Origin of the sequence: Bacteroides sp. ZJ-18, assembly GCF_011038705.2 — a bacterium.
Taxonomy (GTDB): domain Bacteria; phylum Bacteroidota; class Bacteroidia; order Bacteroidales; family Bacteroidaceae; genus Bacteroides; species Bacteroides hominis.
The window spans coordinates 3,185,104-3,208,594 of record NZ_CP072198.1 but is presented as its reverse complement, the minus strand read 5'-3'; the positions used below and the strand labels follow the sequence as shown (position 1 = coordinate 3,208,594).

Annotated in this window: 22 protein-coding genes; 4 read left to right on the top strand and 18 right to left on the bottom strand. The window is 42.9% G+C overall.

Going from position 1 to position 23,491, the window contains the following annotated elements; all coding sequences use genetic code 11:
* Window positions 1-3: 3 nt before the first annotated feature.
* Window positions 4-1,266: a TolC family protein gene (locus G7Y45_RS12830; RefSeq protein WP_165014719.1), complete on the bottom strand. Its 1,263-nt coding sequence runs from the start codon at window positions 1,264-1,266 to the stop codon at window positions 4-6.
* 231 nt (window positions 1,267-1,497) lie between these two features.
* Here G7Y45_RS12830 and G7Y45_RS12825 point away from each other — a divergent pair, with 231 nt between their 5' ends.
* Entirely contained in the window at window positions 1,498-1,854 is a 357-nt protein-coding gene (locus G7Y45_RS12825) for a co-chaperone YbbN (RefSeq protein WP_005777545.1), read from the top strand.
* A 68-nt stretch (window positions 1,855-1,922) separates the two neighbouring features.
* On the opposite strand, the gene G7Y45_RS12820 is transcribed toward G7Y45_RS12825, so the two are convergent.
* From G7Y45_RS12820 to purT, 11 genes are all read right to left on the bottom strand, one after another.
* Complete coding sequence (locus G7Y45_RS12820) at window positions 1,923-4,463, bottom strand: helix-turn-helix domain-containing protein (protein ID WP_165014716.1); 2,541 nt, start codon at window positions 4,461-4,463, stop codon at window positions 1,923-1,925.
* Window positions 4,464-4,622: 159 nt separating this feature from the next.
* Complete coding sequence (locus tag G7Y45_RS12815; protein WP_022011735.1) at window positions 4,623-5,495, bottom strand: F0F1 ATP synthase subunit gamma; 873 nt, start codon at window positions 5,493-5,495, stop codon at window positions 4,623-4,625.
* 18 nt (window positions 5,496-5,513) lie between these two features.
* Window positions 5,514-7,097 carry a F0F1 ATP synthase subunit alpha gene (gene atpA / locus G7Y45_RS12810; RefSeq protein WP_005777536.1) on the bottom strand — a complete coding sequence of 528 codons (1,584 nt, stop codon included), beginning with the start codon at window positions 7,095-7,097 and terminating at the stop codon, window positions 5,514-5,516.
* A 13-nt stretch (window positions 7,098-7,110) separates the two neighbouring features.
* Window positions 7,111-7,671 (bottom strand): F0F1 ATP synthase subunit delta, encoded by a 561-nt coding sequence (locus tag G7Y45_RS12805; RefSeq protein WP_005777534.1) that lies wholly within the window; start codon window positions 7,669-7,671, stop codon window positions 7,111-7,113.
* Between the two features lie 6 nt (window positions 7,672-7,677).
* Window positions 7,678-8,175: a F0F1 ATP synthase subunit B gene (gene atpF, locus G7Y45_RS12800; protein WP_005777532.1), complete on the bottom strand. Its 498-nt coding sequence runs from the start codon at window positions 8,173-8,175 to the stop codon at window positions 7,678-7,680.
* A gap of 15 nt (window positions 8,176-8,190) precedes the next feature.
* Entirely contained in the window at window positions 8,191-8,448 is a 258-nt protein-coding gene (gene atpE, locus G7Y45_RS12795) for an ATP synthase F0 subunit C (protein ID WP_005777530.1), read from the bottom strand.
* 26 nt (window positions 8,449-8,474) lie between these two features.
* Window positions 8,475-9,626, bottom strand: coding sequence for a F0F1 ATP synthase subunit A (atpB, locus tag G7Y45_RS12790; protein WP_165014713.1), 1,152 nt, complete (start codon window positions 9,624-9,626; stop codon window positions 8,475-8,477).
* Window positions 9,610-10,038: a hypothetical protein gene (locus tag G7Y45_RS12785; RefSeq protein ID WP_005777520.1), complete on the bottom strand. Its 429-nt coding sequence runs from the start codon at window positions 10,036-10,038 to the stop codon at window positions 9,610-9,612. The genes atpB and G7Y45_RS12785 overlap by 17 nt, the downstream gene beginning before the upstream one ends.
* A 30-nt stretch (window positions 10,039-10,068) precedes the next feature.
* On the bottom strand, window positions 10,069-10,314 hold the full coding sequence (gene atpC / locus G7Y45_RS12780) for an ATP synthase F1 subunit epsilon (RefSeq protein WP_005805723.1): 246 nt from the start codon (window positions 10,312-10,314) through the stop codon (window positions 10,069-10,071).
* Window positions 10,315-10,325: 11 nt separating this feature from the next.
* Entirely contained in the window at window positions 10,326-11,843 is a 1,518-nt protein-coding gene (gene atpD / locus G7Y45_RS12775; protein ID WP_005777517.1) for a F0F1 ATP synthase subunit beta, read from the bottom strand.
* Window positions 11,844-12,413: 570 nt separating this feature from the next.
* Window positions 12,414-13,580, bottom strand: coding sequence for a formate-dependent phosphoribosylglycinamide formyltransferase (gene purT / locus G7Y45_RS12770; RefSeq protein ID WP_005777515.1), 1,167 nt, complete (start codon window positions 13,578-13,580; stop codon window positions 12,414-12,416).
* Between the two features lie 646 nt (window positions 13,581-14,226).
* On the opposite strand from purT, the gene G7Y45_RS12765 reads away from it, so the two are divergent.
* Complete coding sequence (locus G7Y45_RS12765; RefSeq protein ID WP_005777507.1) at window positions 14,227-14,472, top strand: RNA-binding protein; 246 nt, start codon at window positions 14,227-14,229, stop codon at window positions 14,470-14,472.
* Window positions 14,473-14,537: 65 nt separating this feature from the next.
* Here the strand turns inward: G7Y45_RS12765 and G7Y45_RS12760 are convergent, their stop codons facing one another.
* Window positions 14,538-16,055, bottom strand: a complete 1,518-nt coding sequence (locus G7Y45_RS12760) for a DUF4301 family protein (protein ID WP_165014710.1) — start codon at window positions 16,053-16,055, stop codon at window positions 14,538-14,540.
* A 107-nt stretch (window positions 16,056-16,162) separates the two neighbouring features.
* Here G7Y45_RS12760 and G7Y45_RS12755 point away from each other — a divergent pair, with 107 nt between their 5' ends.
* Together G7Y45_RS12755 and G7Y45_RS12750 are read left to right on the top strand one after the other, a co-directional pair.
* Complete coding sequence (locus G7Y45_RS12755; RefSeq protein WP_005805717.1) at window positions 16,163-18,376, top strand: bifunctional (p)ppGpp synthetase/guanosine-3',5'-bis(diphosphate) 3'-pyrophosphohydrolase; 2,214 nt, start codon at window positions 16,163-16,165, stop codon at window positions 18,374-18,376.
* A gap of 2 nt (window positions 18,377-18,378) precedes the next feature.
* Window positions 18,379-18,765, top strand: a complete 387-nt coding sequence (locus G7Y45_RS12750) for a diacylglycerol kinase family protein (RefSeq protein WP_005820113.1) — start codon at window positions 18,379-18,381, stop codon at window positions 18,763-18,765.
* Window positions 18,766-18,845: 80 nt separating this feature from the next.
* On the opposite strand, the gene G7Y45_RS12745 is transcribed toward G7Y45_RS12750, so the two are convergent.
* The 5 genes from G7Y45_RS12745 to G7Y45_RS12725 all read right to left on the bottom strand — a co-directional run bounded on the left by G7Y45_RS12745 (window position 18,846) and on the right by G7Y45_RS12725 (window position 23,406).
* A complete protein-coding gene (locus G7Y45_RS12745) occupies window positions 18,846-20,012 on the bottom strand; it encodes an MFS transporter (protein WP_005777500.1) in 1,167 nt (388 codons plus the stop codon).
* A 7-nt stretch (window positions 20,013-20,019) separates the two neighbouring features.
* The gene (panB, locus tag G7Y45_RS12740) at window positions 20,020-20,841 is read right to left on the bottom strand and encodes a 3-methyl-2-oxobutanoate hydroxymethyltransferase (RefSeq protein WP_005777498.1); all 822 of its coding nucleotides are present in this window, start codon (window positions 20,839-20,841) and stop codon (window positions 20,020-20,022) included.
* Between the two features lie 91 nt (window positions 20,842-20,932).
* Complete coding sequence (locus G7Y45_RS12735) at window positions 20,933-21,661, bottom strand: alpha/beta hydrolase (RefSeq protein ID WP_032536053.1); 729 nt, start codon at window positions 21,659-21,661, stop codon at window positions 20,933-20,935.
* A gap of 14 nt (window positions 21,662-21,675) precedes the next feature.
* Window positions 21,676-22,671 carry a quinone-dependent dihydroorotate dehydrogenase gene (locus G7Y45_RS12730; RefSeq protein ID WP_022011729.1) on the bottom strand — a complete coding sequence of 332 codons (996 nt, stop codon included), beginning with the start codon at window positions 22,669-22,671 and terminating at the stop codon, window positions 21,676-21,678.
* A 72-nt stretch (window positions 22,672-22,743) separates the two neighbouring features.
* A complete protein-coding gene (locus tag G7Y45_RS12725) occupies window positions 22,744-23,406 on the bottom strand; it encodes an HAD family phosphatase (protein WP_080546188.1) in 663 nt (220 codons plus the stop codon).
* Window positions 23,407-23,491 lie beyond the last annotated feature (85 nt).

The window sequence follows — 23,491 nt, the reverse complement described above, 5'->3', positions numbered from 1 at the left end:
GATTTAATTATTAAAGACATGTTGCCCGACTACTGCATTCAGATTCTCAATGCCGAGAAATACGTTTTTCTTTATATCATAAAGCTGAATGCAGGTCTCTTTATAGCTATCGTAAAAATCGATAAACTCTAAAAGACTGATATTACGTTTGATAAAGTTTTCATTGGCTCCGGCTATCAGTTTCTCAAAGTTATGTTCCAATCCCCTATCTACTGACCGATAAAGCCTGAACGCTTTATCTAAGGCAGTATAGGCAGCATACAGTTCTATCTCAGCTTTACTGCGAATATATTCCTGCTCCCGGCCTGCCTTCAGGAGATTGAAGCGTGCCATCTTGATATTCCCTTGGTTACGGTTAAAGATAGGAACAGACATACTAAACCCGATAGCGAAATAATTATTAATAAAATTACCTTGACGATCATAGTTACCTTTCACTGAAAATTCGGGAAAGGCCAACGATTTCTGTAATTTCAGATCGGCTTGCGAAGCAATGATATTACTACGTGCCATCTTTTGGTCAGGCCTCACGGATACCATCTCTTGTAAACCGGCATAAGACAATCCATTTATGGTCAGACGTTCAAGCGAACCTTCATCTACTATTGGCTCAGTGCGAAAATCAATGGGCAAGTTCAATAATAAATTCAACTCTCCCCGCCGTGATAGATAATGGCTCTCACATTCGCTCATATCCTTTTTCAAGGAGAACAGCATTGACTCGAGACGGGTCATCTCCATTAAAGAAACATTCCCCTTCACATGCTGTTCCTTAATGCCTGCCAACAAATGTTCAAGCGAACTGACCTCTTTATCATAAACCGATAATGACTTTGACAGATAGTAAACTTCGATAAAAGCTTCCCCAAGCTCCTGACGTAAAGTCCGCATTACCTCCTCAAACTGATAGCCGGCAATTTCCCGGTTTATTTTCTCCAACCGTATTTGCTTATTCCGTTGTCCGGCAAGACGGATCACCTGTTCTATCTCTACAACAGATTCACCGCTCTTACCAAAATCAAAATAAGTGCCATTAAGCCGGTTGTAAACATTTTGTTCGAATGAGATCACCGGGTTATCAAATAATCGAGCTTGAAGCAACCTGGCTTGTGCCATATCTATATTGTAGCGTTCGGCCAATAGGGATAAATTACATTTCAGGAAACGTTGCTCGGCCTCTTTCAGCGTCAAGCTCCCGGAGGGTTGCTGTGCTCCGGCAATTCCGAAAAATCCAAGAAAAAAGAGAATAAAAAACTTTCTGGTCATAGTCCTTGTTATTTTGATGACAAAAGTACAATTCACACTTCACGCAGACCGTTTGAAAGCAATTATAAGATACTCAGATGAGATTAGAAAGTTATTAGAAAGCGGAAAAAGCAGGACAAGGAAGAATTGCTAATACAATAGGAGAAATAGCTATCTGCCAATAACTCCGATCTTCCTATCTTTGCAACATCAAAGAAACAAACAAGTAGTAACCCTTTAAAAAATAGAAATATGAAAGTCATCGATTTAACCAAAGAAAGTTTTGTAGAAAAAGTTGCAGATTATCAAGGATATCCGAAAGAATGGAAGTTTAAAGGCAACAAGCCCTGCCTGGTAGATTTTCATGCTCCCTGGTGTGTATATTGCAAAGCACTGTCACCCATACTGGATCAACTGGCTGTAGAATATAATGGTAAAATAGATATTTATAAAGTGGATGTAGATCAGGAACCGGAATTGGAAGCGGCTTTTGCCATTCGTACAATCCCTAATCTGCTGCTTTGTCCTGTTGGAGGAGAACCGACCATGAAATTAGGAACCATGAATAAAACGCAACTAAAAGCGTTAATAGAAGAGGCACTATTATAATTTACCTGACTAAGCATTGGGTACGTCAGTCAACCACGGTAAAACGTAAGCTGACTGACGTACAAATCTTATGATTCTTTTTTTCCGGCAGCAAGTACCAGCCTTATATCTGCATATGAAACCTCATCACCCAAAGCAGCTTTAATTGCCGTAAGTCCTTTGTCACTTCCATTAGCTTGCACATAACGGGTAATTTTCATAATCTTTTCTTTCGGAACGAGCTGCTCTATCTTAACTGCTCCCAAGCGTACATAATGCTCCAGATGTCCGGCTATAGTCCCTGAAACCAACTCACGTTCCTTGGCTATCTCTTCGATATTTTTCCCCTGCCTGAAAAGACGATAGGTTATCTCTTTGGTGTCAAGTTTTGGCTCCTTCACGGGTTTAGTTTCTTTTAGAGGCTTTGGCTCTTTTGGTTCCTTAGTTTCTTTTTTGAGGGTCAATGTTATTGCAGGCATTGGTGGACGTTCTATTCCCTGTTCCTTTACATATCGGCTCACCATTTCAAGCAAAACATCGCCGTACTTTTCGGCACCACGCTTCCCAAAATATGGAATACGCACTAACGAAGCCGTATCACAGGGCAATAAATTCACAATGCCCAGTATTGCTTTCTGTTGTATAACAGTGTAAACAGGAAGATTAGCTTTCGAAGCTTCTGAATTTCTCCATGCAATCAACTGTTTATACAGTTCCGGATGTAGGATATCGGTAGGAACTTCTATTTTTTCAGCAGTTCGGGGTTTACGTTCTGATCTTCCGGACGAGGATGTACTTTCTCCTCCGGAAACGGATAAGGTCAGGACAGCCTTATGTTTTAGAAAAGCTGATACGGTAAAACCTTCTTTTTCGGTATAATAGAGTGTTCCCAGCTTCACATGTAGTGTCGTCTTCAATGTATCTAACGCTTCGGAAAATTTCTTTTTCAGTTCTTTATTATCCGTTTCTACCTTTGTAGAAACCATCAGTGGGTTTAACAAATCCTCCAGGTGTTTACGGAAATAATGGGCACCGGCCACAATTCGTTCATTCAGTTTCGGATTTGCGTCATAGTCCTCCACCTCCATCAACAGAGTCGAATATTGCAACTTGAAAGTATCGGCAACCTTCATTATCTGAGCTTTATACAGATCGATCGTTTCTTTATACCGTTCCAGCAACTTTGGATAGAGTCGGTATAAGTGTTCATCGAGCAGACGCAGAACACGTGCGAAATGTTGCTCAAGAGGATGAAAATCGAATTGTTCACATAGCAACTCGTAGAAATAATGTTGACGCAACAGAGCCAGCTTATGCTTATCAGGGGTCAGTTCTCCGGCATTACGGGTGAATTCGTCAATCGTGTCGTCACTGATAATAGACTCTCTCCTTAAAGGAGAACTGAGTACCAGTCCCTGAAGAGATTTACAACGACTCAGCGCAACATAAACCTGCCCATGAGCAAAAGAAGCGTTTGCATCAATGATGGCACGTTCAAAAGTCAAACCCTGACTTTTATGGATCGTTATAGCCCATGCCAAACGAATAGGATACTGCCGGAAAGTACCTTCAACCTCTTCCGTTATCTCTTTCGTCTGCGGATTCAGACTGTATTTACTATTTGTCCATTCTTCCGTTTCAAGTAAAAAGTCCTGCGATTCTCCATTTCCTTTCACCCGGATGCCATCTTTACCAACAGCCGTAACCAAACCGATCATTCCATTATAATATCGATGTTCCCCAGAAGAGTCGTTTTTAATAAACATAATCTGAGCCCCTTCCTTGACAGTGAGCATTTCATCCGCCGGATAAGCCGATTCCGGGAAAGTACCTTCTACCCTCGCCTGAAAGCTGAAAGCCCTGCCGGAAAGAGAAAGCAGCTGTCTGTCATTATATTGCTGGGCCTGATAATTATGTGTCGTCAGCCGGATGTACCCTTCTTCTTCTCTCGGACGAAACTCCGGAAGATAACGTTTATTCAATTCTTCCAGCACAGATTCGTCGGCCTCTTTGTCTCTGATTTTATTTAATAATCCGACAAAAGCCGTATCGCTCTGTCGATAGACTTTCTTCAACTCTATAGTGATATATTCAGTCTCTTTCAGTGAATGACTGCCAAAGAAAAATGCCGTGTCATAATAAGAGGTCAACAAGTTCCAGTCTTCTTCCTTTACTACCGGAGCCAACTGCTGTAAATCGCCTATCATCAGAAGTTGAACACCTCCAAAAGGTTTCGAACGATCCCGATAACGACGCAACACTGCATCCACCGCATCAAGTTGATCGGCACGTACCATACTGATTTCATCGATCACCAACAGGTCCATACTACGGATAATATTGATTTTTTCTTTCCCGAATTTATGGAAGCTTTGTTGGGCAGAATTGAATGTACTCTCCGGAATATATGGCGCAAAGTTTAATTGGAAAAAAGAGTGTATGGTGACACCTCCGGCATTAATGGCAGCAATCCCCGTAGGAGCGACCACTACCATGCGTTTGGGAGTTAATTCCTTTAACCGACGAAGGAAGGTTGTTTTTCCGGTTCCGGCTTTTCCTGTCAGAAACAGATGGGTACCGGTATTTTCAATGACTTGCCAGGCTAATTCTAATTCGTGATTTTCTTCCATGAAATAATACTTTGCTACAAAGTTATAGCAAAAGAAAGAAGAAACCAATATAATAATAAGTTATTTTGCCACAGAAGATACAAAGGCTACGGACGATGATTAGTTGTCAGTTTCTTCATTGATAACAACTCCGCAACCTTTGTGCCCCCTGTGGAAAGTTTAAGCCATACTACCGCCCACAATATCAAGCAACTCGTTTGTAATGGCTTGCTGGCGGGTCTTATTATACTGCTTTGTCAGTTCCTGAATCAGTTCATTGGCATTATCCGTTGCTATTTGCATAGCTAAAGTACGTGCGGCATGTTCGGATGCATTAGAATCGAGAGCAGCCGTAAAGATCTTTTGACTCAAAACCTGCGGAATCAGATCTGCTATCAACTGGGCTGCGGAAGGTTCTATGATATAGTCATTTACCATTCCGGTTTTCCCGTCTTCATTCTGAACGGCAGACAGATCAATCGGCAAGTATCTTTCACGCAACAGCTCCTGTATTCCCATCGATCTGAAATGATGATAAATCAACTCCACCCGGTCGATGTTCTTCTCCAGAAAAAGTTCCATCAACAATTTGGCCAACGTAGCAGCTTCATCGTACGAAGGCTTATCTGCCAGTCTCTGATAGCTCCCTTGAGAAAAAAATCCTAATTTTTTCACAGCTTCCTCTATTTTCTTGCCAACCGGATAGATCAGGATATTATCCTGCCCCAGCTCACGATATTCTCCAACCGTCTGCAAAAACATCTTTAGTACGTTCGCATTGAAAGCACCACATAAAGAGCTGTTGGAAGAGAAAGCTACAATAGCAATACGCTTGACAGGGCGTTCCGCACAGAATGGAGACTCTACCGGAAGGTCAGCACTCAGAAAGTTGGTCAATATCTTATTCAGTTTCCTCTGATAAGGCAGCATGTTTTCAATGGCTCCCTGTGCCTTGTGTAACTTGGCAGAAGCCACCATCTTCATTGCTGAAGTGATTTTTCGGGTACTCTGTACCGAATTTATTCTGGTTTTTACTTCTTTTAGTGAAGCCATAGTCTTTATGGTTTATAATTAACTAAACTGTTTCGCAACCATCGTTGCTGTTTCCTCAATCGCTTTCGTTACTTCATCATTGATTACTCCTGTCTTCAATACGTCCAGTACATCCGACTGATGATCGAGAGCGAGTGTATTGAGAAATGCCGCCTCAAAGTCTTCTACCTTATCCAGTGGAACATTTCTCAGCAATCCGTTGATACCACAATAGAGAATCGCAATCTGCTTCTCTACCGGCATCGGAGAATATTGAGGTTGAACCAATAAACGGGCATTCTTTTGTCCTTTGTCAATGGTCAGTGCGGTAACCGGATCCATGTCTCCGCTAAATTTGGAGAATGCTTCCAGTTCACGATATTGCGCCTGGTCTATTTTTAACGTACCGGCCACTTTTTTCATAGCCTTAATCTGAGCATTACCTCCCACACGGGAAACTGAGATACCGACATTGATAGCCGGACGGTTACCTTGATTGAATAAATCCGTATCAAGGAATATCTGACCGTCTGTAATGGAAATCACATTAGTCGGAATATAGGCAGAAACGTCTCCGGCCTGTGTTTCGATAATAGGCAATGCTGTCAGTGAACCTCCGCCTTTCACTTTTCCTTTCAGACTCTCGGGCAAGTCGTTCATTTCACGAGCCACCTCTTCCTGATTGATAATCTTGGCTGCACGTTCCAGCAAACGGGAATGCAAATAGAAGATATCACCCGGATAAGCTTCACGACCGGAAGGACGACGGAGAATCAAAGATACTTCACGATAAGATACCGCCTGTTTGGACAAGTCATCATAAACCACCAACGCATGACGACCGGTATCACGGAAATACTCACCGATAGCAGCCCCTGCAAACGGAGCGAAATATTGAAGTGCAGCAGGATCTCCGGCTGTGGCAGCTACTACAATAGTGTAATCCATCGCACCATATTGGCGTAAAGTATTCACAATAGAAGCCACTGTAGATCCTTTCTGTCCGATAGCTACATAAATGCAATATACCGGATCGCCCGCTTCGTAATTACTACGCTGGTTTATTATCGTATCAATAGCTATCGATGTTTTTCCCGTCTGCCGGTCACCGATAATCAACTCACGCTGTCCACGACCGATAGGAATCATTGCATCAACTGCTTTCAGACCTGTTTGCAACGGCTGATTTACCGGCTGACGATAGATTACCCCCGGAGCTTTACGCTCCAAAGGCATTTCATAGAGTTCACCGCCGATCAATCCTTTTCCGTCCAACGGTTCTCCCAACGGATCGATAACGCGTCCCAACATACTTTCTCCCACACGGATAGAAGCGATTCGTTTGGTACGTTTCACTGTGAAACCTTCCTTGATCTTATCCGTAGGTCCGAGCAAGACGGCACCCACATTATCTTCTTCCAGGTTCATAACAATGGCCTTGATACCATTATCAAACTCAAGCAGTTCGTTGGCCTCGGCATTGCGCAGACCGTAAATACGTACCACACCATCACTCACCTGCAGCACCGTACCGATTTCATCAAGCTGCACCTTGGTCTCGATTCCTTCAAGCTGTTGGCGCAGAATCTCAGATACTTCGCTTACTCTTATATTTTCAGACATAATTTTTCACTAATTATACAATTCTTCGATTCTTATCAATGAACTGTTGTTTCACTTTCTTCAACTGTGTAGCGATACTGGCATCAAGTCGGTAATCGTTAATATCGAAAACAAAGCCACCTTCTATAGAAGGGTCGATCACTGTTTCCAACTCCATATACGCATGCAAAATATGTGCAGCAGTTTGTCGGATACGCTCTTCAGTAGCCTTATCTACCGGGACAGCAGTGATCAGTTTACCTACACCAATATGCTTCTTCTTCCGGTAAAGATCCAGATACATCAGACTCATGAATTGCAGATAAGTCTCCCTTCTCTCCTTGAGTACCAGACGGACAAAACGAATAAACTCTTCACTCGGTTTATTGTCTCCATCGGCTGCCGTACAGATCAGACTGAACTTTTCGTCAACAGAAACAATGGGATTATCAAGTACGGCACAAAATCCCTTCACTGTACGGAAACTGTGTGCCAGCGTGACAAGTTCATGATATAGCCTGTCTTCCGCTCCTCTCTCTTCCGCATAAGCCATCAGAGCTTTCGCATACCGCATTGAAATTATTCCGACTTCCATTTTCTCTTAGTTCTTCGTTAATACTTCATCAAGCATGCGGTCTATCATTCCCATCTGCTCTTGTTTATCAGCCAGATTCTTACGAATAACTTTCTCAGCTATATCCACAGATAGAAGAGCTACCTGACGACGAATATCGCGTATGGCTTCTTCCTTTTCAATCTGAATCTGTCGTTTCACTTCGTCCAGTTCTTTCTGGGCAGCTATTTCAGCTTGTTTGCGGGCCTCGTAAATAATTTTCTCACGTTCCTGCATAGCCTCTTTCATGATACGTCCCTGTTCCTTATTAGCGGCAGCCACAATAGCTTCGCCCTCCTCTTTCAGTCGTGACAACTGGGCGTTTGCTTCTCTGGCTACCTCCAATGATTCGTCGATATAGGTTTTACGGCCTTCCACCATCTTAATGATGACGGGGAAGCCGTATTTAGCCAATACCGCGAATACAATTCCAAAAGAAAGGAGCATCCAGAATATCAGGCCACTATCGGGTAGTAACAATGACATAATCTTCTTTGTTTATTATAAGAAAAGTACTAACAGACAAACAACCAATGCCAACAATGCCACACCTTCTACCAAAGCAGCAGCAATAATCATATTCATACGAATATCTCCCGATGCCTCCGGTTGACGTGCAATACCTTCCATGGCCGAGCCACCAATCTTACCAATACCGATACCTGCTCCGATAACAGCTAAACCAGCTCCGAGGGCAGCTCCCAATTTACTCAATCCTACTCCTGCAGCAGCAGCTTGCAATAATACTGATAGTAACATAATTTTCAGTTTTAAAATGGTTTATATTATTCTTTTACTTCTTCTTTTTTACCGCCTTCCTGAGCCAGTCCGATAAATACAGCCGATAACATTGTAAACACATAGGCCTGAATAAAGGCAACCAACACTTCGAGCAAATTCATAAAGATGTTGAACAGCACCGAAGCCACCGTAAGCGAACCGTTAATGGCAGGCCCCATACTTGCCGATATAAATATCAAACAGGTAAGAACCAACATAGCCATGTGTCCGGACAACATATTGGCAAACAAACGGATCATCAATGCGAACGGTTTCGTAAATACACCGAAAAATTCGATAAATGGCATCATGGGTATAGGCACTTTCAGCCACCAGGGAACATCGGGCCAGAAAACATCTTTCCAGTAGTGTTTCGTCCCGAATATATTAACGATGACAAATGTAAATAAAGCCAATACCAGCGTTATAGCGATATTTCCGGTCACATTCGCTCCTCCCGGGAAAATCGGTATCAATCCCATGATGTTATTGATGAAAATAAAGAAAAAGGCTGTCAACAAATAAGGAGCGAACTTTTTATAGTTAGGCCCTACACAACTCTTAATCACATCATCATGGATCATCATAATAAACATCTCCATAAAACCGACAAATCCGCCAGGGGCATAAGTCCCCTGTTCACGCTTACGATACCAATGCGCCACACTAAGGATGATTATTAATAAGATAGCACTATTGATAAATAGAGATAAAGTAACCTTAGTAATAGAAATATCCCATGGTCGAACCTCTTCTCCCGCCGCATTACGTTCTACAATTTTGCCTTCGTACCTGCTTCCGGCAGGAGCGATATAGAATCCTTCGTATTTACCGTCATTCTCTTCAAGGCGCGATGACAAAAAAGCATGCCAACCCGAAGTTTCGCTATATACGATAATCGGCAATGGAATACAGATAGAGGTTTTTCCTATATTTGTGATGTGCCATTCGTAGGAGTCGCCGATATGACCGAATACAATGCCTTTTACATCTACCTGATTTGCCTCCTGATTGATTGTGTCTTTCCCCACAATAATCTCTTGCTGTAAAGCAGTGGCGGTATCGCCCTCCACAGGCTCTTGTGCAGAGACCATAACAGGCAACATACCTCCTATCAGGATCAACATTCCGGTAACTATGTTACGCAACTGTTTCATATTTTTTTGATTTCTTTTTTAGTTTCTGATTCCATTCGAAAACGAAGAAAAACCAGCTTTCATATATAAGGTAGCCCAGATAGAATGCCAGAAATGTCAGCAGAAATTCCACAGCAGAATCGGGCACAGCCACACAGTAGATTATCAACAGAAAGACTGATATAATCATCTTCAGAACCTTTGCTACCAAAAAAAGCATCACCATCTTGTCCGGTGCATGACGCCTGCAGGCATCAAACATATAAATGTAAAATACACCGAATATATAAAAGTATACCGGTATCAACGGATAACCTCCGAAATAGTGTCCGGGCTCAAGATAATGCAAAACCAAAGCTCCCAACCCACCTCCGACAAGAGTCAAAATGGTAAGATAACTCAGGAAATTGCGTTTTGTAATGCTCATATTCATAGTAAAAACAGGTTCTTGTGTGGATCAAGGTCAGGATACACAAACGGAAGCTTCTCCGTTACTTAGCTCCACAAAACCGCTGTGAATATCCAACGTATGTTCTTCGCCATCCGTTGTCGTGTAACTGACTGTTCCTTCTTGCAGAGAAGAGACAATCGGCGCATGCTGCGCCAAAATGGAAAATACTCCGCTGGTTCCCGGAAGAGTAACACTCTTCACTTCACCATCAAATACCTCCTTTTCCGGCGATACAATATTCAAATGCAGTTCTTTCATGATTCCTTATTTTATTTATTGGCTTGCTCAAGCAACTTCTTACCCTTTTCAATAGCTTCTTCTATCGTACCTACATTTAAGAATGCCGGTTCGGGCAGATAATCCACTTCACCGTCCAAAATCATCTTAAACCCTTTGATGGTGTCTTCAATAGAGACCATTGCTCCCGGCACACCGGTAAACTGTTCGGCTACAGTAAACGGCTGAGACAGGAAACGTTGTACCCTGCGCGCACGGTTCACAACCAAACGATCGGCATCGGACAGTTCCTCCATACCCAAGATGGAAATGATATCCTGCAATTCCTTGTTTCGTTGCAGAATCTGCTTCACACGCTGAGCCACATCATAATGCTCTTGCCCCACAATATGTGGGTCAAGGATACGAGAAGTAGATTCCAACGGGTCTACAGCCGGATAAATTCCGAGTTCAGTGATTTTTCGACTCAATACAGTTGTTGCATCCAAGTGAGTAAAGGTGGTTGCCGGTGCAGGGTCGGTCAAGTCGTCAGCCGGCACATATACAGCCTGCACCGAAGTGATGGAGCCCGTCTTGGTTGAAGTGATTCGCTCTTGCATAGCACCCATTTCCGTAGCTAATGTAGGTTGATAACCTACGGCAGAAGGCATACGTCCTAACAAAGCTGAGACCTCGGATCCTGCCTGAGTAAAACGGAAAATATTATCAATGAAAAACAAGATATCCCTGGCACCCGACTTGGCCCCCATATCCCGGAAAGATTCGGCAACAGTCAGTCCCGACAGCGCAACCGAAGCACGTGCACCGGGAGGTTCATTCATTTGTCCGAACACCAATGTAGCCTGCGATTTCTCTACTTCGTTATAATCTACTTTCGAAAGGTCCCAGTGTCCTTTTTCCATACTTTCTTTAAAAGCCTCTCCATAACGGATTACACCCGATTCAATCATTTCACGAAGCAAGTCATTACCTTCACGGGTACGTTCTCCTACCCCGGCAAATACGGAAAAACCATTGTGCTTCTTTGCAATGTTATTGATGAGTTCCATAATAAGTACCGTCTTACCTACTCCGGCACCACCAAACAGACCAATTTTACCTCCTTTTGAATAAGGTTCAAGCAGGTCGATCACCTTTATTCCGGTGAACAACACTTCCTGTACGGTGGTTAAATCTTCAAATTTGGGGGGATCACGGTGAATGGAATAGGCACCCTCACGATTGAGTTCTTTCATTCCGTCAATAGAATCGCCGACTACGTTCATCAAACGTCCTTTGATTTGTTCACCTACCGGCATTGTGATAGGACCTCCTGTAGGAAATACCTTCATCCCGCGTTGTAAGCCGTCGGTACTATCCATGGCCACGGTACGAACAGTATTTTCACCAATGTGTTGTTGTACTTCTACAATCAGCTTTTTGCCGTTGTGCCTTTTTATCTCCAATGCGTCGTGGATACTTGGCAATATCAAGTCCGATTCTGTACCTTCAAAATACACATCGACCACAGGGCCAATTACCTGAGAGATATGTCCTATAATCTGTGACATAAGCAATCTTTTTATATATTATTCTTCTAATACTCTAAAGCGTTATAGCATGGTAAGTCGCGTTTTTACCAGTTTCACTATTAACATAACGTTCGATATTCGGTTTTGTTCACACAGATAGTTAAACAAACAACTTCGCAAATGTAGAAACTTTTTTTTCCCGTTGTACTATTTTTCTATATTTTCTCTTTAGATAACATTCATTAAACTTACAGCAGCGTGAAAATGAACATTATTAGTGCCCTTTTTACTGTTATACAAAGCATGTTCAGGCAAATAGGCACTGTTCTCAATCTAACAAGGCGACCTATCAAGTTTTCAAGTACCTATAGTGTTTTCAGTCAATTAGTCAAATGTTAGATAGTACAACATGCAACGAGTTTTATATTGATAAAAGAGAGTTGTGTTTGAGAGTCATTTTTCGGTCTCTGCAGACTTAACCGGGCAGAGTATTAACAATTGCAAAAGAGCAGAAAAAGACAGAGGCATAGACTAATAAAAAGACAGGTCTCTGCCACCTCTTAAGCGACAAAGACCTGTTATTGGATTTTCAGAAAGAAACCTCCGTATTTAATATACCTCTACTTTATCAGCTATTCGTTTTGCCTTATCACGCAAAGCATCCAGATCAGAACCGTTCGGAGCATAACAGAGTACTACCCCCATACGGCGATTCACACGTGTATATGGCTTACCAAATATACGCAGATAGGTGTCCTCTTCTATGGTAACTTCCTCCATGCCTCTATACTGCGGACGTTCCTGGCTGGCAATCGGTGAAAGAATAACAGCACTCGCTCCTATTCTCTCCTGCTTTATACCCGGAATGGGTAATCCTAATACGGCACGTAAGTGAAGTTCAAATTCATTCAGGTTTTGTGTTCCCGCCAATGTTACCATTCCTGTATCGTGCGGACGCGGAGACAGTTCTGAGAAGTAAACCCCATTTTCATGACTCAGGAAGAATTCAACTCCCCATAATCCGGCACCGGTCAATGCGCGGGTTACTTTTTCAGCCATCTCTTCCGCTTCCTTCAGATGTGCCGGGTCAATGTGTGCGGGCTGAAAACTTTCACGATAGTCTCCTCCCTTCTGTACATGTCCGATAGGCGGACAAAATAGTGTCGGACCATTCTTCTGAGTTACCGTGAGCAAAGTTATTTCACTATCGAATTTGATAAACTCTTCAATAATCAGTTCACGAATATCTCCGCGGCTGCCGCTACAACCATACTCCCAGGCATGCTCCAACTCAGCAGCACTTTTTACCAGCGACTGCCCTTTGCCCGATGATGACATTAAAGGCTTCACAACACAGGGAAAACCTATCTTCGCAGCAGCTTCCTTCAATTCCTCCAACGATTTGGCATAATAGTATTTCGCAGTTTTCAGCCCCAATTCCTTAGCGGCCAAATCACGGATGGCTTTGCGGTTCATGGTATAATTCACTGCACGGGCACTCGGCACTACCTGAATGCCTTCCTTCTCGAAATCGTATAAACGTTCCGTGCGGATGGCTTCAATTTCGGGGACGATAATATCCGGCCGGTGTTTCTTTACAATACGCTCCAGTTCTTCACCGTTCAGCATATCGAAAACTTCATATTCATCGGCTACCTGCATAGCAGGTGCTCCGGCATACGAATCACAAGCAATGGTGTATTGACCTTTACGTTGAGCAGAAATTACAAACTCCTTTCCCAGTTCGCCCGATCCGAGTAAAAGTATTTTCTTCATGATTGAATATTTTAAGATATAATGACGCAAAAATACTACTTTTCTTCCAATAAATCCCGAACGAGCTACTAAATGATTGCAATAAAGGAAAGAAAAAGGGAACAGTATAAAAAATGATTAACAAGTAAAAGGTCTGCAAAACATATTCAAGAGAAAACTCTCCTCCTAAAAGAAGAATGGAGTATTTTCACTTCATAGAACATCACTGATTTTCAACCACTTAAAGCACACATAGAAAGGGATTATACGAAGTTAATATCGTATTTGCAGGAAGTTAACTTCTCGACTTTACGATATTAACTTCGTATAATTACGTTATTAACATCGTATACAACAGGATGTTAACTTCATAAACGGCATAAAATAATTTCTAATATAGAGACAAATACAAGAATGGGTGGCCAAAACAAAGTGTTAATTATTGGTCTAATTACACAAAAAAGAATATTTAAAAGGATGAAAAGAACCGAATATAGCATATTATCCGGAATTAATGCCTTACTTTGCAAAACCAAACAATAAGAGGTTTTTATTGGTCTAACTCTCACATGTATTTCCTCAATGTTCGCATTGAGAACTTTCATTTCTGATTTACACTTCCTAAAGCTTTATTGTTATTTTATTAATTTTTTATTTTTGTATATTTATGAATATGTACGTTGGAAATCTTAGCTATAATGTTAAGGAGTCAGATTTGAGACAAGTTATGGAAGAGTATGGAACAGTAGAATCAGTAAAACTGATCACAGATCGCGAAACAAGAAGATCTAAAGGTTTTGCTTTTGTTGAAATGCCGGAATCTTCAGAAGCCAGCAATGCCATTAAAGAATTGAACGGAGCAGAATATGCCGGTCGTCCGATGGTAGTAAAAGAAGCTTTACCAAGAAACTGATCTGATAAGCAATAGAATAAGAGAAAAGGGATGTCAATTGACATCCCTTTTTATTTCTCCCTCGACTATTGGTGTTGTTCACGCAACAGATCATTTACCGTCTTCACCGGATTAAATGTAGAAAGTGGTACTTCCACAAATACCGTACTCCAATCACTCATGGCACCATTCCACAAGCCGGGAAGCTCAAGAGCTTTCAAGTCTTTACCACTCTTCGACTTATAAGATATGAAGCCTGTGGCTTTATCCACGTATCTTACCAGATCAAACTTATGTCCTTTGTAATCACGTACCGCACAAACCAAATCTACCGGATTGAAGTGGGTACCTTTCTCAAACATTTCTTTAGCTTCCGGATTATTCATATCGATCTGTGAACTTTCAAGGATTTGCGATGAAATCGTTCCGTCACTGTTATAAGCAAGGAACGGACCGCCACCCGGTTCACCCACATTCTTCACCATACCACAAACACGCATCGGGCGGTTCAATTTATTCTTCAGATAGATGACCAATTCAGCATCTTCCAGATCCTTTGTTTCTGGATTCTTGCAGAAAAGTTTCTTCTGCACAAATTGCAGAATATCCATTACCTGTTCGTGTGTGTAACGACCGCTATCCAAAAGTTCCAGATATTCAAAAGCCTGCTTCTGGAGGGATACCAGTACACCGGCAATCAATTTCTTATAAAGCACCGTATCACCTTTTAATCTGTCCGGAACGACATTGTCTATATTCTTAATAAAAATCACATCCGCATCCAAATCGTTCAGGTTCTCAATCAGTGCTCCATGACCACCGGGGCGGAACAAAAGCTTGCCATTATCGCGGAAAGGCTGGTTTTCCATATCAGCCGCAATCGTATCGGTACTTGGTTTCTGCTCGGAAAAACTAATATTATAATCTACTCCATAACGTTTGGCAAAGGCATCGGCTTTCTCGGCTACCAATGATTTAAAGAGTTCACGATGTTCGGTTGAAACAGTAAAGTGGACATTCACCTTTCCGCTTTTACCGGCAGCGTACATAGCACCCTCCGCCAAATGTTCTTCAAGCGGAGTACGTGAGCCTTCTTCGTACTTATGGAACTTGAGCAAACCTTTCGGAAGTGCACCATAGTTTAATCCCGCTACGTTCAGCAATCCTGAAACAACTGCCTTGTAGTCGCCGTCTGCAATCAAACCGGGAATGTCTTTACCTTCTATCCTCATACAAGCAGTATTCAGATCATCATAGAAAGCAAATTTCTCAATTGAGGCAAAGAACGTTTGTTCGAACTTTGTAGTCGGCTCAGCATAGTCAGCATCCAGAAATTCAAAAAGATTTTTGAACATACGGCTGGCAGCACCCGAAGCGGGTACAAACTTTACAATCGTTTTGTCAGAATTGGTATAAGCATCCCAGGCTGCGAGATAAGCTTTCTGTTCTTCGGCATCGGGAGCCAGAATACCTTTTTCTACAGATGCGGCAGCATCTAATTTCAAATAAGGAAAGCCTTTTTGGAAACAAGTCAACTGTTCAGCGATTTGTACTTCCGAAATGCCTTTTTGGGCAAGCAATTCTTTGTCTTCAGGTGTTATCATACTATCTAATTTTATTAATTCATGCCCAAAAATACAAAAAAAGGAAGAGGACACCCTACAAAACCCGGAAAAAAACTATCTTTACCGACGATAAATTTGAGCTGCTTATGGAAAGAGATGAATTCTTTACGAAAGAAGAGAGAGAATTATTGTTCTCACTATACAAAAAACTACTGCGCCTCACCGGAGAAACCTTACAAAAAGGAGACTGCAGAAAGCTGAAAAAGCACCTTATCGACTCCACACAGAACAATGCGATGCAAAGGGACAGTTTCGGTCTGAATCCTGTCATCAAAGATATGCAGACTGCTGTAATCGTGGCCGAAGAAATCGGTATGAAACGGGCATCTATTCTGGGTATCATGTTACACACACCGGTGCGTTGTCACTCGTATACAATAGAATATATTCAACAGGAGTATGGTGAAGATGTAGCCGGAATTATCCGGGGACTCATTAAGATTAATGACCTTTACGATAAGAGTCCGACTATCGAATCGGAAAATTTCCGTAACCTGTTGTTGTCTTTTGCCGAAGACATGCGTGTGATCCTGATCATGATTGCCGACCGTGTAAACGTGATGCGGCAAATAAAGGATGCCGAGAATGACGAGGCCCGCAGACGAGTGGCTAATGAAGCCGCCTATCTGTACGCTCCGTTGGCTCACAAACTGGGATTGTATAAACTGAAATCGGAGCTGGAAGATTTGTCATTGAAGTACACCGAACATGACATTTATTACCACATCAAAGAGAAACTGAACGAAACGAAAAAGTCACGTGACCGTTATATTGCCAACTTCATCGCTCCGATACAACGGAAACTGGAGGAAGCGGGACTGCATTTTCACATGAAAGGACGCACCAAATCCATTCATTCCATCTATCAGAAAATGAAGAAACAGAAATGCCAGTTCGAAAACGTGTATGACTTGTTTGCCATACGTATCATTCTGGAATCCCAGTTCGAAAAAGAAAAGCAGGAATGCTGGCAGGCTTACTCCATTGTGACGGATATGTATCAACCTAATCCGAAACGTCTGCGTGACTGGCTGTCGGTTCCCAAAAGCAATGGTTACGAATCATTGCACATCACTGTAATGGGGCCGGAAGGAAAATGGGTCGAAGTGCAAATCCGTACGGAACGTATGGACGAGATAGCCGAGCGCGGACTGGCCGCACATTGGAGATACAAAGGCGTGAAAGGTGAAAGCGGGTTGGACGAATGGCTGACTTCAATACGCGAAGCATTGGAGAATACAGAAAACGACCTAGAAATGATGGATCAGTTTAAACTGGATCTGTATGAAGACGAGGTATTTGTGTTTACGCCGAAAGGAGACCTCTTCAAACTGGCAAAAGGAGCTACGGTACTCGATTTCGCTTTCCACATTCACAGCAAATTGGGGTGTAAGTGCATCGGTGCAAAGGTGAACGGTAAAAATGTACAGCTGAGACAAAAGTTGAATAGCGGAGATCAGGTAGAGATTATGACATCGAACACACAGACTCCGAAACAGGACTGGCTGAACATTGTCACTACCTCAAAAGCCCGTACGAAGATCCGCCAGGCCCTGAAGGAAATGGTAGCACGCCAGCACGATTTCGCCAAAGAAACATTGGAACGGAAATTCAAAAACCGGAAGATGGAATATGACGAAGCAGTAATGATGCGTCTGATCAAACGCCTGGGATTCAAGAATGTGACAGAGTTTTATCAGAATATTGCCGACGAAGTGCTTGACGTGAACGACATTCTGGATAAATACATCGAACAACAGAAACGGGACGGTGAACGTGATGAAGTGATCTACCGCAGTGCCGAAGAATACAACCTGCAAAACCAGATAGACGAAACCACTGTCACTAAAGAGGATGTACTCGTCATTGACCAAAACCTGAAAGGACTGGACTTCAAGTTGGCCAAATGTTGCAACCCCATATATGGAGACGACGTATTCGGATTTGTCACTGTATCCGGAGGTATCAAGATTCACCGCAACGACTGCCCCAATGCGGGACAGATGCGCGAACGTTTCGGATACCGTATTGTCAAAGCACGCTGGGCCGGAAAATCGGAAGGTACTCAATATCCGATCACACTCCGTGTAGTGGGTCATGATGACATCGGTATTGTGACCAATATCACCTCTATCATATCAAAAGAGAATGGCATCTCACTGCGTTCCATTGGAATTGATTCGAACGACGGACTCTTCTCGGGCACGCTGACCATTATGGTGAGTGACACCGGACGACTGGAGGCACTGATTAAAAAGCTACGCACAGTGAAAGGTGTAAAACAGGTTAGCAGAAACTGAGAATGGAAAAATTCAGTATAAAAAAAAGGATACAAAGCTTCGGATATGCCTGGAAAGGCATTCGGAGTTTTGTAAGCAAAGAGCATAATGCCTGGATACACTGTGTGGCAATCATCACAGTAACAATCGCCGGATTTTACTTCGGTATCACCCGGAACGAATGGATAGCCATCATACTTTGTTTCGGAATGGTACTGGCAGCGGAGGGATTCAATACAGCTATAGAAAGATTAGTCAACCTCGTATCCCCGGAACACAATCCGATTGCAGGTGATGTGAAAGATATTGCGGCAGGTGCAGTGCTGATATGTGCCATAGTTGCCGCCATCATAGGAGTCATTATCTTCATGCCTTATATGCTTGCGGTTTTATTGTGCAACATGGGATAGACAATAAAAACGAACTCCGTAGTTTTGCGACAATTCATCACCAAACTACGGAGTCTGTTTTTCAGATATACATATATCGTTTATCTCACCTTCTTCCTTTTAAAATAAGGATATGTAATCAGGACAAAGAAAGCCAGAGCCACGATTGCCGCCAACAATCCTACCCGACAAACCACATGTTCATTAGCTGTGAGATGTAAGTGACAGGCAGATGCAATACCTAAGCCGACTCCAAGTTCCCATGCAAGTAAATGAGTCGTATTGGCCGTGCCACGCTGGCAATGTTGAGACAGCTTGACAAACATCATCAAGAATTCCGGAGTAACCAATCCAAGTCCTAATCCCATCAATATCGCTGCCGGGACATTCCAACCGGTTTCAGGAGAAAACAACAAAGCCATCGCTCCGATCATAGTTATCAACCCGGTGACTATCTGCAGCCATATCTTGTTATCATAACGGAAAAACAGTCTCACCACCATTACTGACAAGAGAAAACCGACTCCGGCCAAAGCAAAGAAAGGTATCAGTTCACCTCCTACCGGCACATCACTTGGCGCACCGGCAAGCACAGGAAGCAACAATCCGGGCACAAAAGCGATCAACATCAGGTTAAATGCCGGAATAAATCCACGGGGAAGCAGAAAACGGTCCATCGAACAAACCTTCATCCCTATTGGTGCACGGAAAGGCACATATACCCTCGACACAAACAGCATTCCCAAGGCTCCCGATGCGACAGAAACATATAACAGAGTTTCAAAGCCATGTGTCCGGAATAAAAACACTCCTAACGCTGTCCCTATAATCATCCCCAGACGTGCTGCCCAAGAAAAGACTACATTGCCGGCACTGCGAAAAGTGGAATTGGTGACATCAATGGCCAATGTAATGCCTGCCGTAGCAGCCATTCCAAAGGAGATTCCCTGTACCAAGCAAAGCAACAACAGATGTGTGGCACTTTGCACAAGTGTGTAACCGGCAGTCGCCGCTACCATTATCCCAAACGAAAGCATACATATATATTTTCGCTTGTAGACATCGACCAGATACGCATGAAACGGGCCGATAAAAAACATGGCAAGCGTAAAAAGTATATATATTCCCCCCGTCTGACTGACTGGCACGCCCAAACGTGAAGCCATCACTACCGGAAGCACAGGGTACAACAGGTACAGGGATATGAACAACAATAAATTAGCAAGGCATATCCGCATAAAATGCAATGTCCATAATTTAGTTGCCATACGACAATTAATATTGTTCTTTCTCGTTCGGGAAGTCGCAGTTCTTTACGTCCGAAACATAGTGGCTGATTGCATCAGTCATCACCGTATAGAGGTCGGCATAACGACGAAGGAAACGGGGACGGAAACCATTGTTCATACCCAACATGTCCTGAATAACCAATACCTGTCCGTCTACATCGCCACCGGCACCAATGCCGATAACCGGAATAGTCAGTTCGCTTGCAACGCGGGCAGCCAATGCTGCGGGAATTTTCTCAAGCACAAGCCCGAAACATCCGGCTTCTTCAAGCAGATGTGCATCACGAATCAGCTTCTCTGCTTCTGCATCATCTTTGGCACGAACGGTATATGTACCGTATTTATTGATAGATTGCGGCATCAGTCCGAGATGTCCCATCACCGGAATACCGGCACTCAGGATACGCTTCACAGTGTCGAGAATCTCTTCGCCGCCTTCCAGTTTCAAAGCATCAGCGTGGCTCTCTTTCATAATACGGATAGCCGAAGCAAGCCCTTCCATCTCATTTCCCTGATAAGAACCAAAAGGCATGTCAACTACTACCATTGCACGCTTCACACCGCGCACAACCGATTTACCATGATAAATCATTTGATCGAGAGTAATAGGAAGTGTAGTTACATTGCCTGCCATCACATTTGATGCAGAATCGCCTACAAGGATAACATCGATACCGGCACCGTCTACAATCTGCGCCATAGTATAGTCATACGAAGTAAGCATAGATATTTTTTCGCCTCTTTGCTTCATTTCGATCAGGCGATGAGTCGTCACTTTTCTTGTGTCATCTGATATATAACCAGCCATATCCAATCTTTTTAAATTAAAAATCGGGCGCAAAGGTATAACTTTTAATTCATACCATACAAGTAAAAGCGAATAAATTAGCGCATCCGCATTAAAAGGTCAGCAACCATTTTTGCAGTTCATCAGTCCATAACTTCTTATATATGAAGCTATCACGAAATCCGAAGCTATGTCCGCCTTCCGGATAAATATGCAGTCCGGCAGAAACCCCATGTTTCAATAATGCTGTATAATAGACAATACTGTTGAGAGGAGATACCGCCTGATCATCCTCAGCCAAAACAATGAATGTACGAGGAGTATCGGCTGTGACATGAAGTTCAAGAGATAATGTCTCTTTCAGACTTTCCGGAATAGTTTCTCCCAACATACGTCCGCGTGAAGGCAAATGGGTCAGTCGGTCGTTCATGCTGATAACAGGATAAAGCAATACCTGAAAGTCGGGGCGGTCGGTCCCGGTATAAAGAGTTGCGGCAGTAGCAGCAATATAGCCTCCGATAGAAGCTCCCATAACACCCAGTTGATGGATTCCCCACTCTGCCGACTGGCGGCGGATCAGGCGAATCGCTTCACGAATATCTTCACGAATCACTTCAACATCACCATGAGGCATGCGATAATTCAGTACGGCATATGTGATACCCAGATTATTAAACCATACGGCAAAATCGCGACCTTCATGATCTGAAGCTACTTGATTGAATCCGCCACCGGGACACATAATAATGGCTTTACCTCCTGGCTTACGAGCCGGATAAACCCAAAGAGTAGCCGAAAAAGCATCTTTTCCTAATGAATATTCAATAAAACTCTGTTCCATAACTTTATTCCTTATTATTTAATTTCCTGAATCATCTTTTTCACTATGCCCGGCCCTTCGTAAATAAACGAAGAATAGATTTGTATCAGATTGGCCCCCGCATCCAACATTCGACGGGCATCGGGGGGAGTAATAATTCCGCCTGCCCCTACTATCAAAAGGCTTTTTCCGGCATGGGCACGCAAATAGCCGACGGCTTTTAATGACTTCTCCCCTATCCCGCGTCCACTGACTCCACCGGCTCCGATCTTCTGCAATTGTGCAGGCGAATAACCTTTTAAACAAGTACGCTCCATGGTAGGTCCGGTAGCTATCACCCCATCTACCCGGTACAGACGAGTACAGTCGATCACATCATCCATTCCTTCTTCTGTTATATCGGCAGGAAGTTTGAGAAGTACCGGAACATGTATATTCTGTTCCAGACGAAAAGCAGCCAGCGTTTTGAGTACCCGCTTCATCAGAGTAATCTCCACCGATCCCCAATTAAGCGTGAAATAGCCGGCATAAGGATATAACTCTTTGTATAAATGCAAAAAGTCTGCCACAGCTTGTTCGCCTTCCGAAGAGGGATTCTTATTGATATTTACACCTAAAACATATGAACCGTGTTTCTGTTCAAGACGGCGTTTAATAATATCCAATCCGGGATTATTGAAACCTGTACGGGAAATTAAAGATTCACACTGAGGTAAGCGAAAAATACGGGGACGGGGATTTCCATCCTGGGCATCGGGAGTGACAGTACCGACTTCAATAAATCCGAAACCATAATCGGCCAATTCATCAAAAACCTCGGCACCTTTATCGAAACCGGCCGACAGGCCGATACGGTTTCGGAAAGTAAGATGGTTCCATATCAACTGTTTGTCGGAACAAGTATAGAGATGACGCATCCAGCATTTGCACCATGGCAAATGCCGGTAACATTTGAGGAAGGAAACCAACAAGGTGTGTACCTTTTCGGGTTCCATCAGAAATAAAACAGGGCGAATCGTTTGCTTATACATGATTTTCTCTCTTTTTTTAATACCATGCAAAGCTAAGGGATTCTTCCCTGAGATACTATTCAATCTTTCTTATCAGATATAACGTGAAGTTATAGTCAGCAGCTTTTCGTAAGTCATTCCTTTGAAATCGTCTATCACATAGTCTGCCTTATCAGCAATAGCTTCGCGTGGATTTGTAGTTGCCAATCCGACAACAGTGGCACCGGATGCTCTGCCGGCCTGTAAACCATGAAATGAATCTTCGAACACATAGGAATCTTTTGAATCGGAACCGAAAATCGTCATTCCCAATAAGAAACATTCCGGATCGGGTTTAGAACGTTTAAAACGCTCAGCAGTCAATATTTCATCAAAAAGGGATTTAAACTCGGGATGTGCACGATAAACATTCTCCATTTTAGCTGTATTGGAACTGGTGACCAAGGCTATTTTTACACCATGCTGACGCAGATCTGCTATAAACTCAACTATTCCGGGAACATAGTCATAACTCATTTCTATTTCAAAACGATTCAATGCCTCGGTTATGTCCCTTTGTTTCTCCGGTTCTCCCGCAAAGTATTTATCATAAATCTGTACCAGCGTCTGACCTTTAACCTTGGAACCGAAGTTTTCATCGTTTACGTACTTTTGTCCCATTTCATTCCAGAAAACAGTATATTGTCCTTCTGTATCGACAATTACACCATCACAATCGAATAATGCGGTAATCTTCTTTGTTGTATCCATAAACATTCTTTTACCTGTTTGTTAAACTCTGTGGGCAAAGTTCAGAATAATCATCGAATCAGGCAAATTATTTGTACCTTTGCCGCACTTA

Coding starts and splice junctions, on each gene's coding strand:
- G7Y45_RS12830 (WP_165014719.1), bottom strand. CDS start 1,266: ATGACCAGAAAGTTTTTTATTCTCTTTTTTCTTGGATTTTTCGGAATT.
- G7Y45_RS12825 (WP_005777545.1), top strand. CDS start 1,498: ATGAAAGTCATCGATTTAACCAAAGAAAGTTTTGTAGAAAAAGTTGCA.
- G7Y45_RS12820 (WP_165014716.1), bottom strand. CDS start 4,463: ATGGAAGAAAATCACGAATTAGAATTAGCCTGGCAAGTCATTGAAAAT.
- G7Y45_RS12815 (WP_022011735.1), bottom strand. CDS start 5,495: ATGGCTTCACTAAAAGAAGTAAAAACCAGAATAAATTCGGTACAGAGT.
- atpA (WP_005777536.1), bottom strand. CDS start 7,097: ATGTCTGAAAATATAAGAGTAAGCGAAGTATCTGAGATTCTGCGCCAA.
- G7Y45_RS12805 (WP_005777534.1), bottom strand. CDS start 7,671: ATGGAAGTCGGAATAATTTCAATGCGGTATGCGAAAGCTCTGATGGCT.
- atpF (WP_005777532.1), bottom strand. CDS start 8,175: ATGTCATTGTTACTACCCGATAGTGGCCTGATATTCTGGATGCTCCTT.
- atpE (WP_005777530.1), bottom strand. CDS start 8,448: ATGTTACTATCAGTATTATTGCAAGCTGCTGCTGCAGGAGTAGGATTG.
- atpB (WP_165014713.1), bottom strand. CDS start 9,626: ATGAAACAGTTGCGTAACATAGTTACCGGAATGTTGATCCTGATAGGA.
- G7Y45_RS12785 (WP_005777520.1), bottom strand. CDS start 10,038: ATGAATATGAGCATTACAAAACGCAATTTCCTGAGTTATCTTACCATT.
- atpC (WP_005805723.1), bottom strand. CDS start 10,314: ATGAAAGAACTGCATTTGAATATTGTATCGCCGGAAAAGGAGGTATTT.
- atpD (WP_005777517.1), bottom strand. CDS start 11,843: ATGTCACAGATTATAGGACATATCTCTCAGGTAATTGGCCCTGTGGTC.
- purT (WP_005777515.1), bottom strand. CDS start 13,580: ATGAAGAAAATACTTTTACTCGGATCGGGCGAACTGGGAAAGGAGTTT.
- G7Y45_RS12765 (WP_005777507.1), top strand. CDS start 14,227: ATGAATATGTACGTTGGAAATCTTAGCTATAATGTTAAGGAGTCAGAT.
- G7Y45_RS12760 (WP_165014710.1), bottom strand. CDS start 16,055: ATGATAACACCTGAAGACAAAGAATTGCTTGCCCAAAAAGGCATTTCG.
- G7Y45_RS12755 (WP_005805717.1), top strand. CDS start 16,163: ATGGAAAGAGATGAATTCTTTACGAAAGAAGAGAGAGAATTATTGTTC.
- G7Y45_RS12750 (WP_005820113.1), top strand. CDS start 18,379: ATGGAAAAATTCAGTATAAAAAAAAGGATACAAAGCTTCGGATATGCC.
- G7Y45_RS12745 (WP_005777500.1), bottom strand. CDS start 20,012: ATGGCAACTAAATTATGGACATTGCATTTTATGCGGATATGCCTTGCT.
- panB (WP_005777498.1), bottom strand. CDS start 20,841: ATGGCTGGTTATATATCAGATGACACAAGAAAAGTGACGACTCATCGC.
- G7Y45_RS12735 (WP_032536053.1), bottom strand. CDS start 21,661: ATGGAACAGAGTTTTATTGAATATTCATTAGGAAAAGATGCTTTTTCG.
- G7Y45_RS12730 (WP_022011729.1), bottom strand. CDS start 22,671: ATGTATAAGCAAACGATTCGCCCTGTTTTATTTCTGATGGAACCCGAA.
- G7Y45_RS12725 (WP_080546188.1), bottom strand. CDS start 23,406: ATGTTTATGGATACAACAAAGAAGATTACCGCATTATTCGATTGTGAT.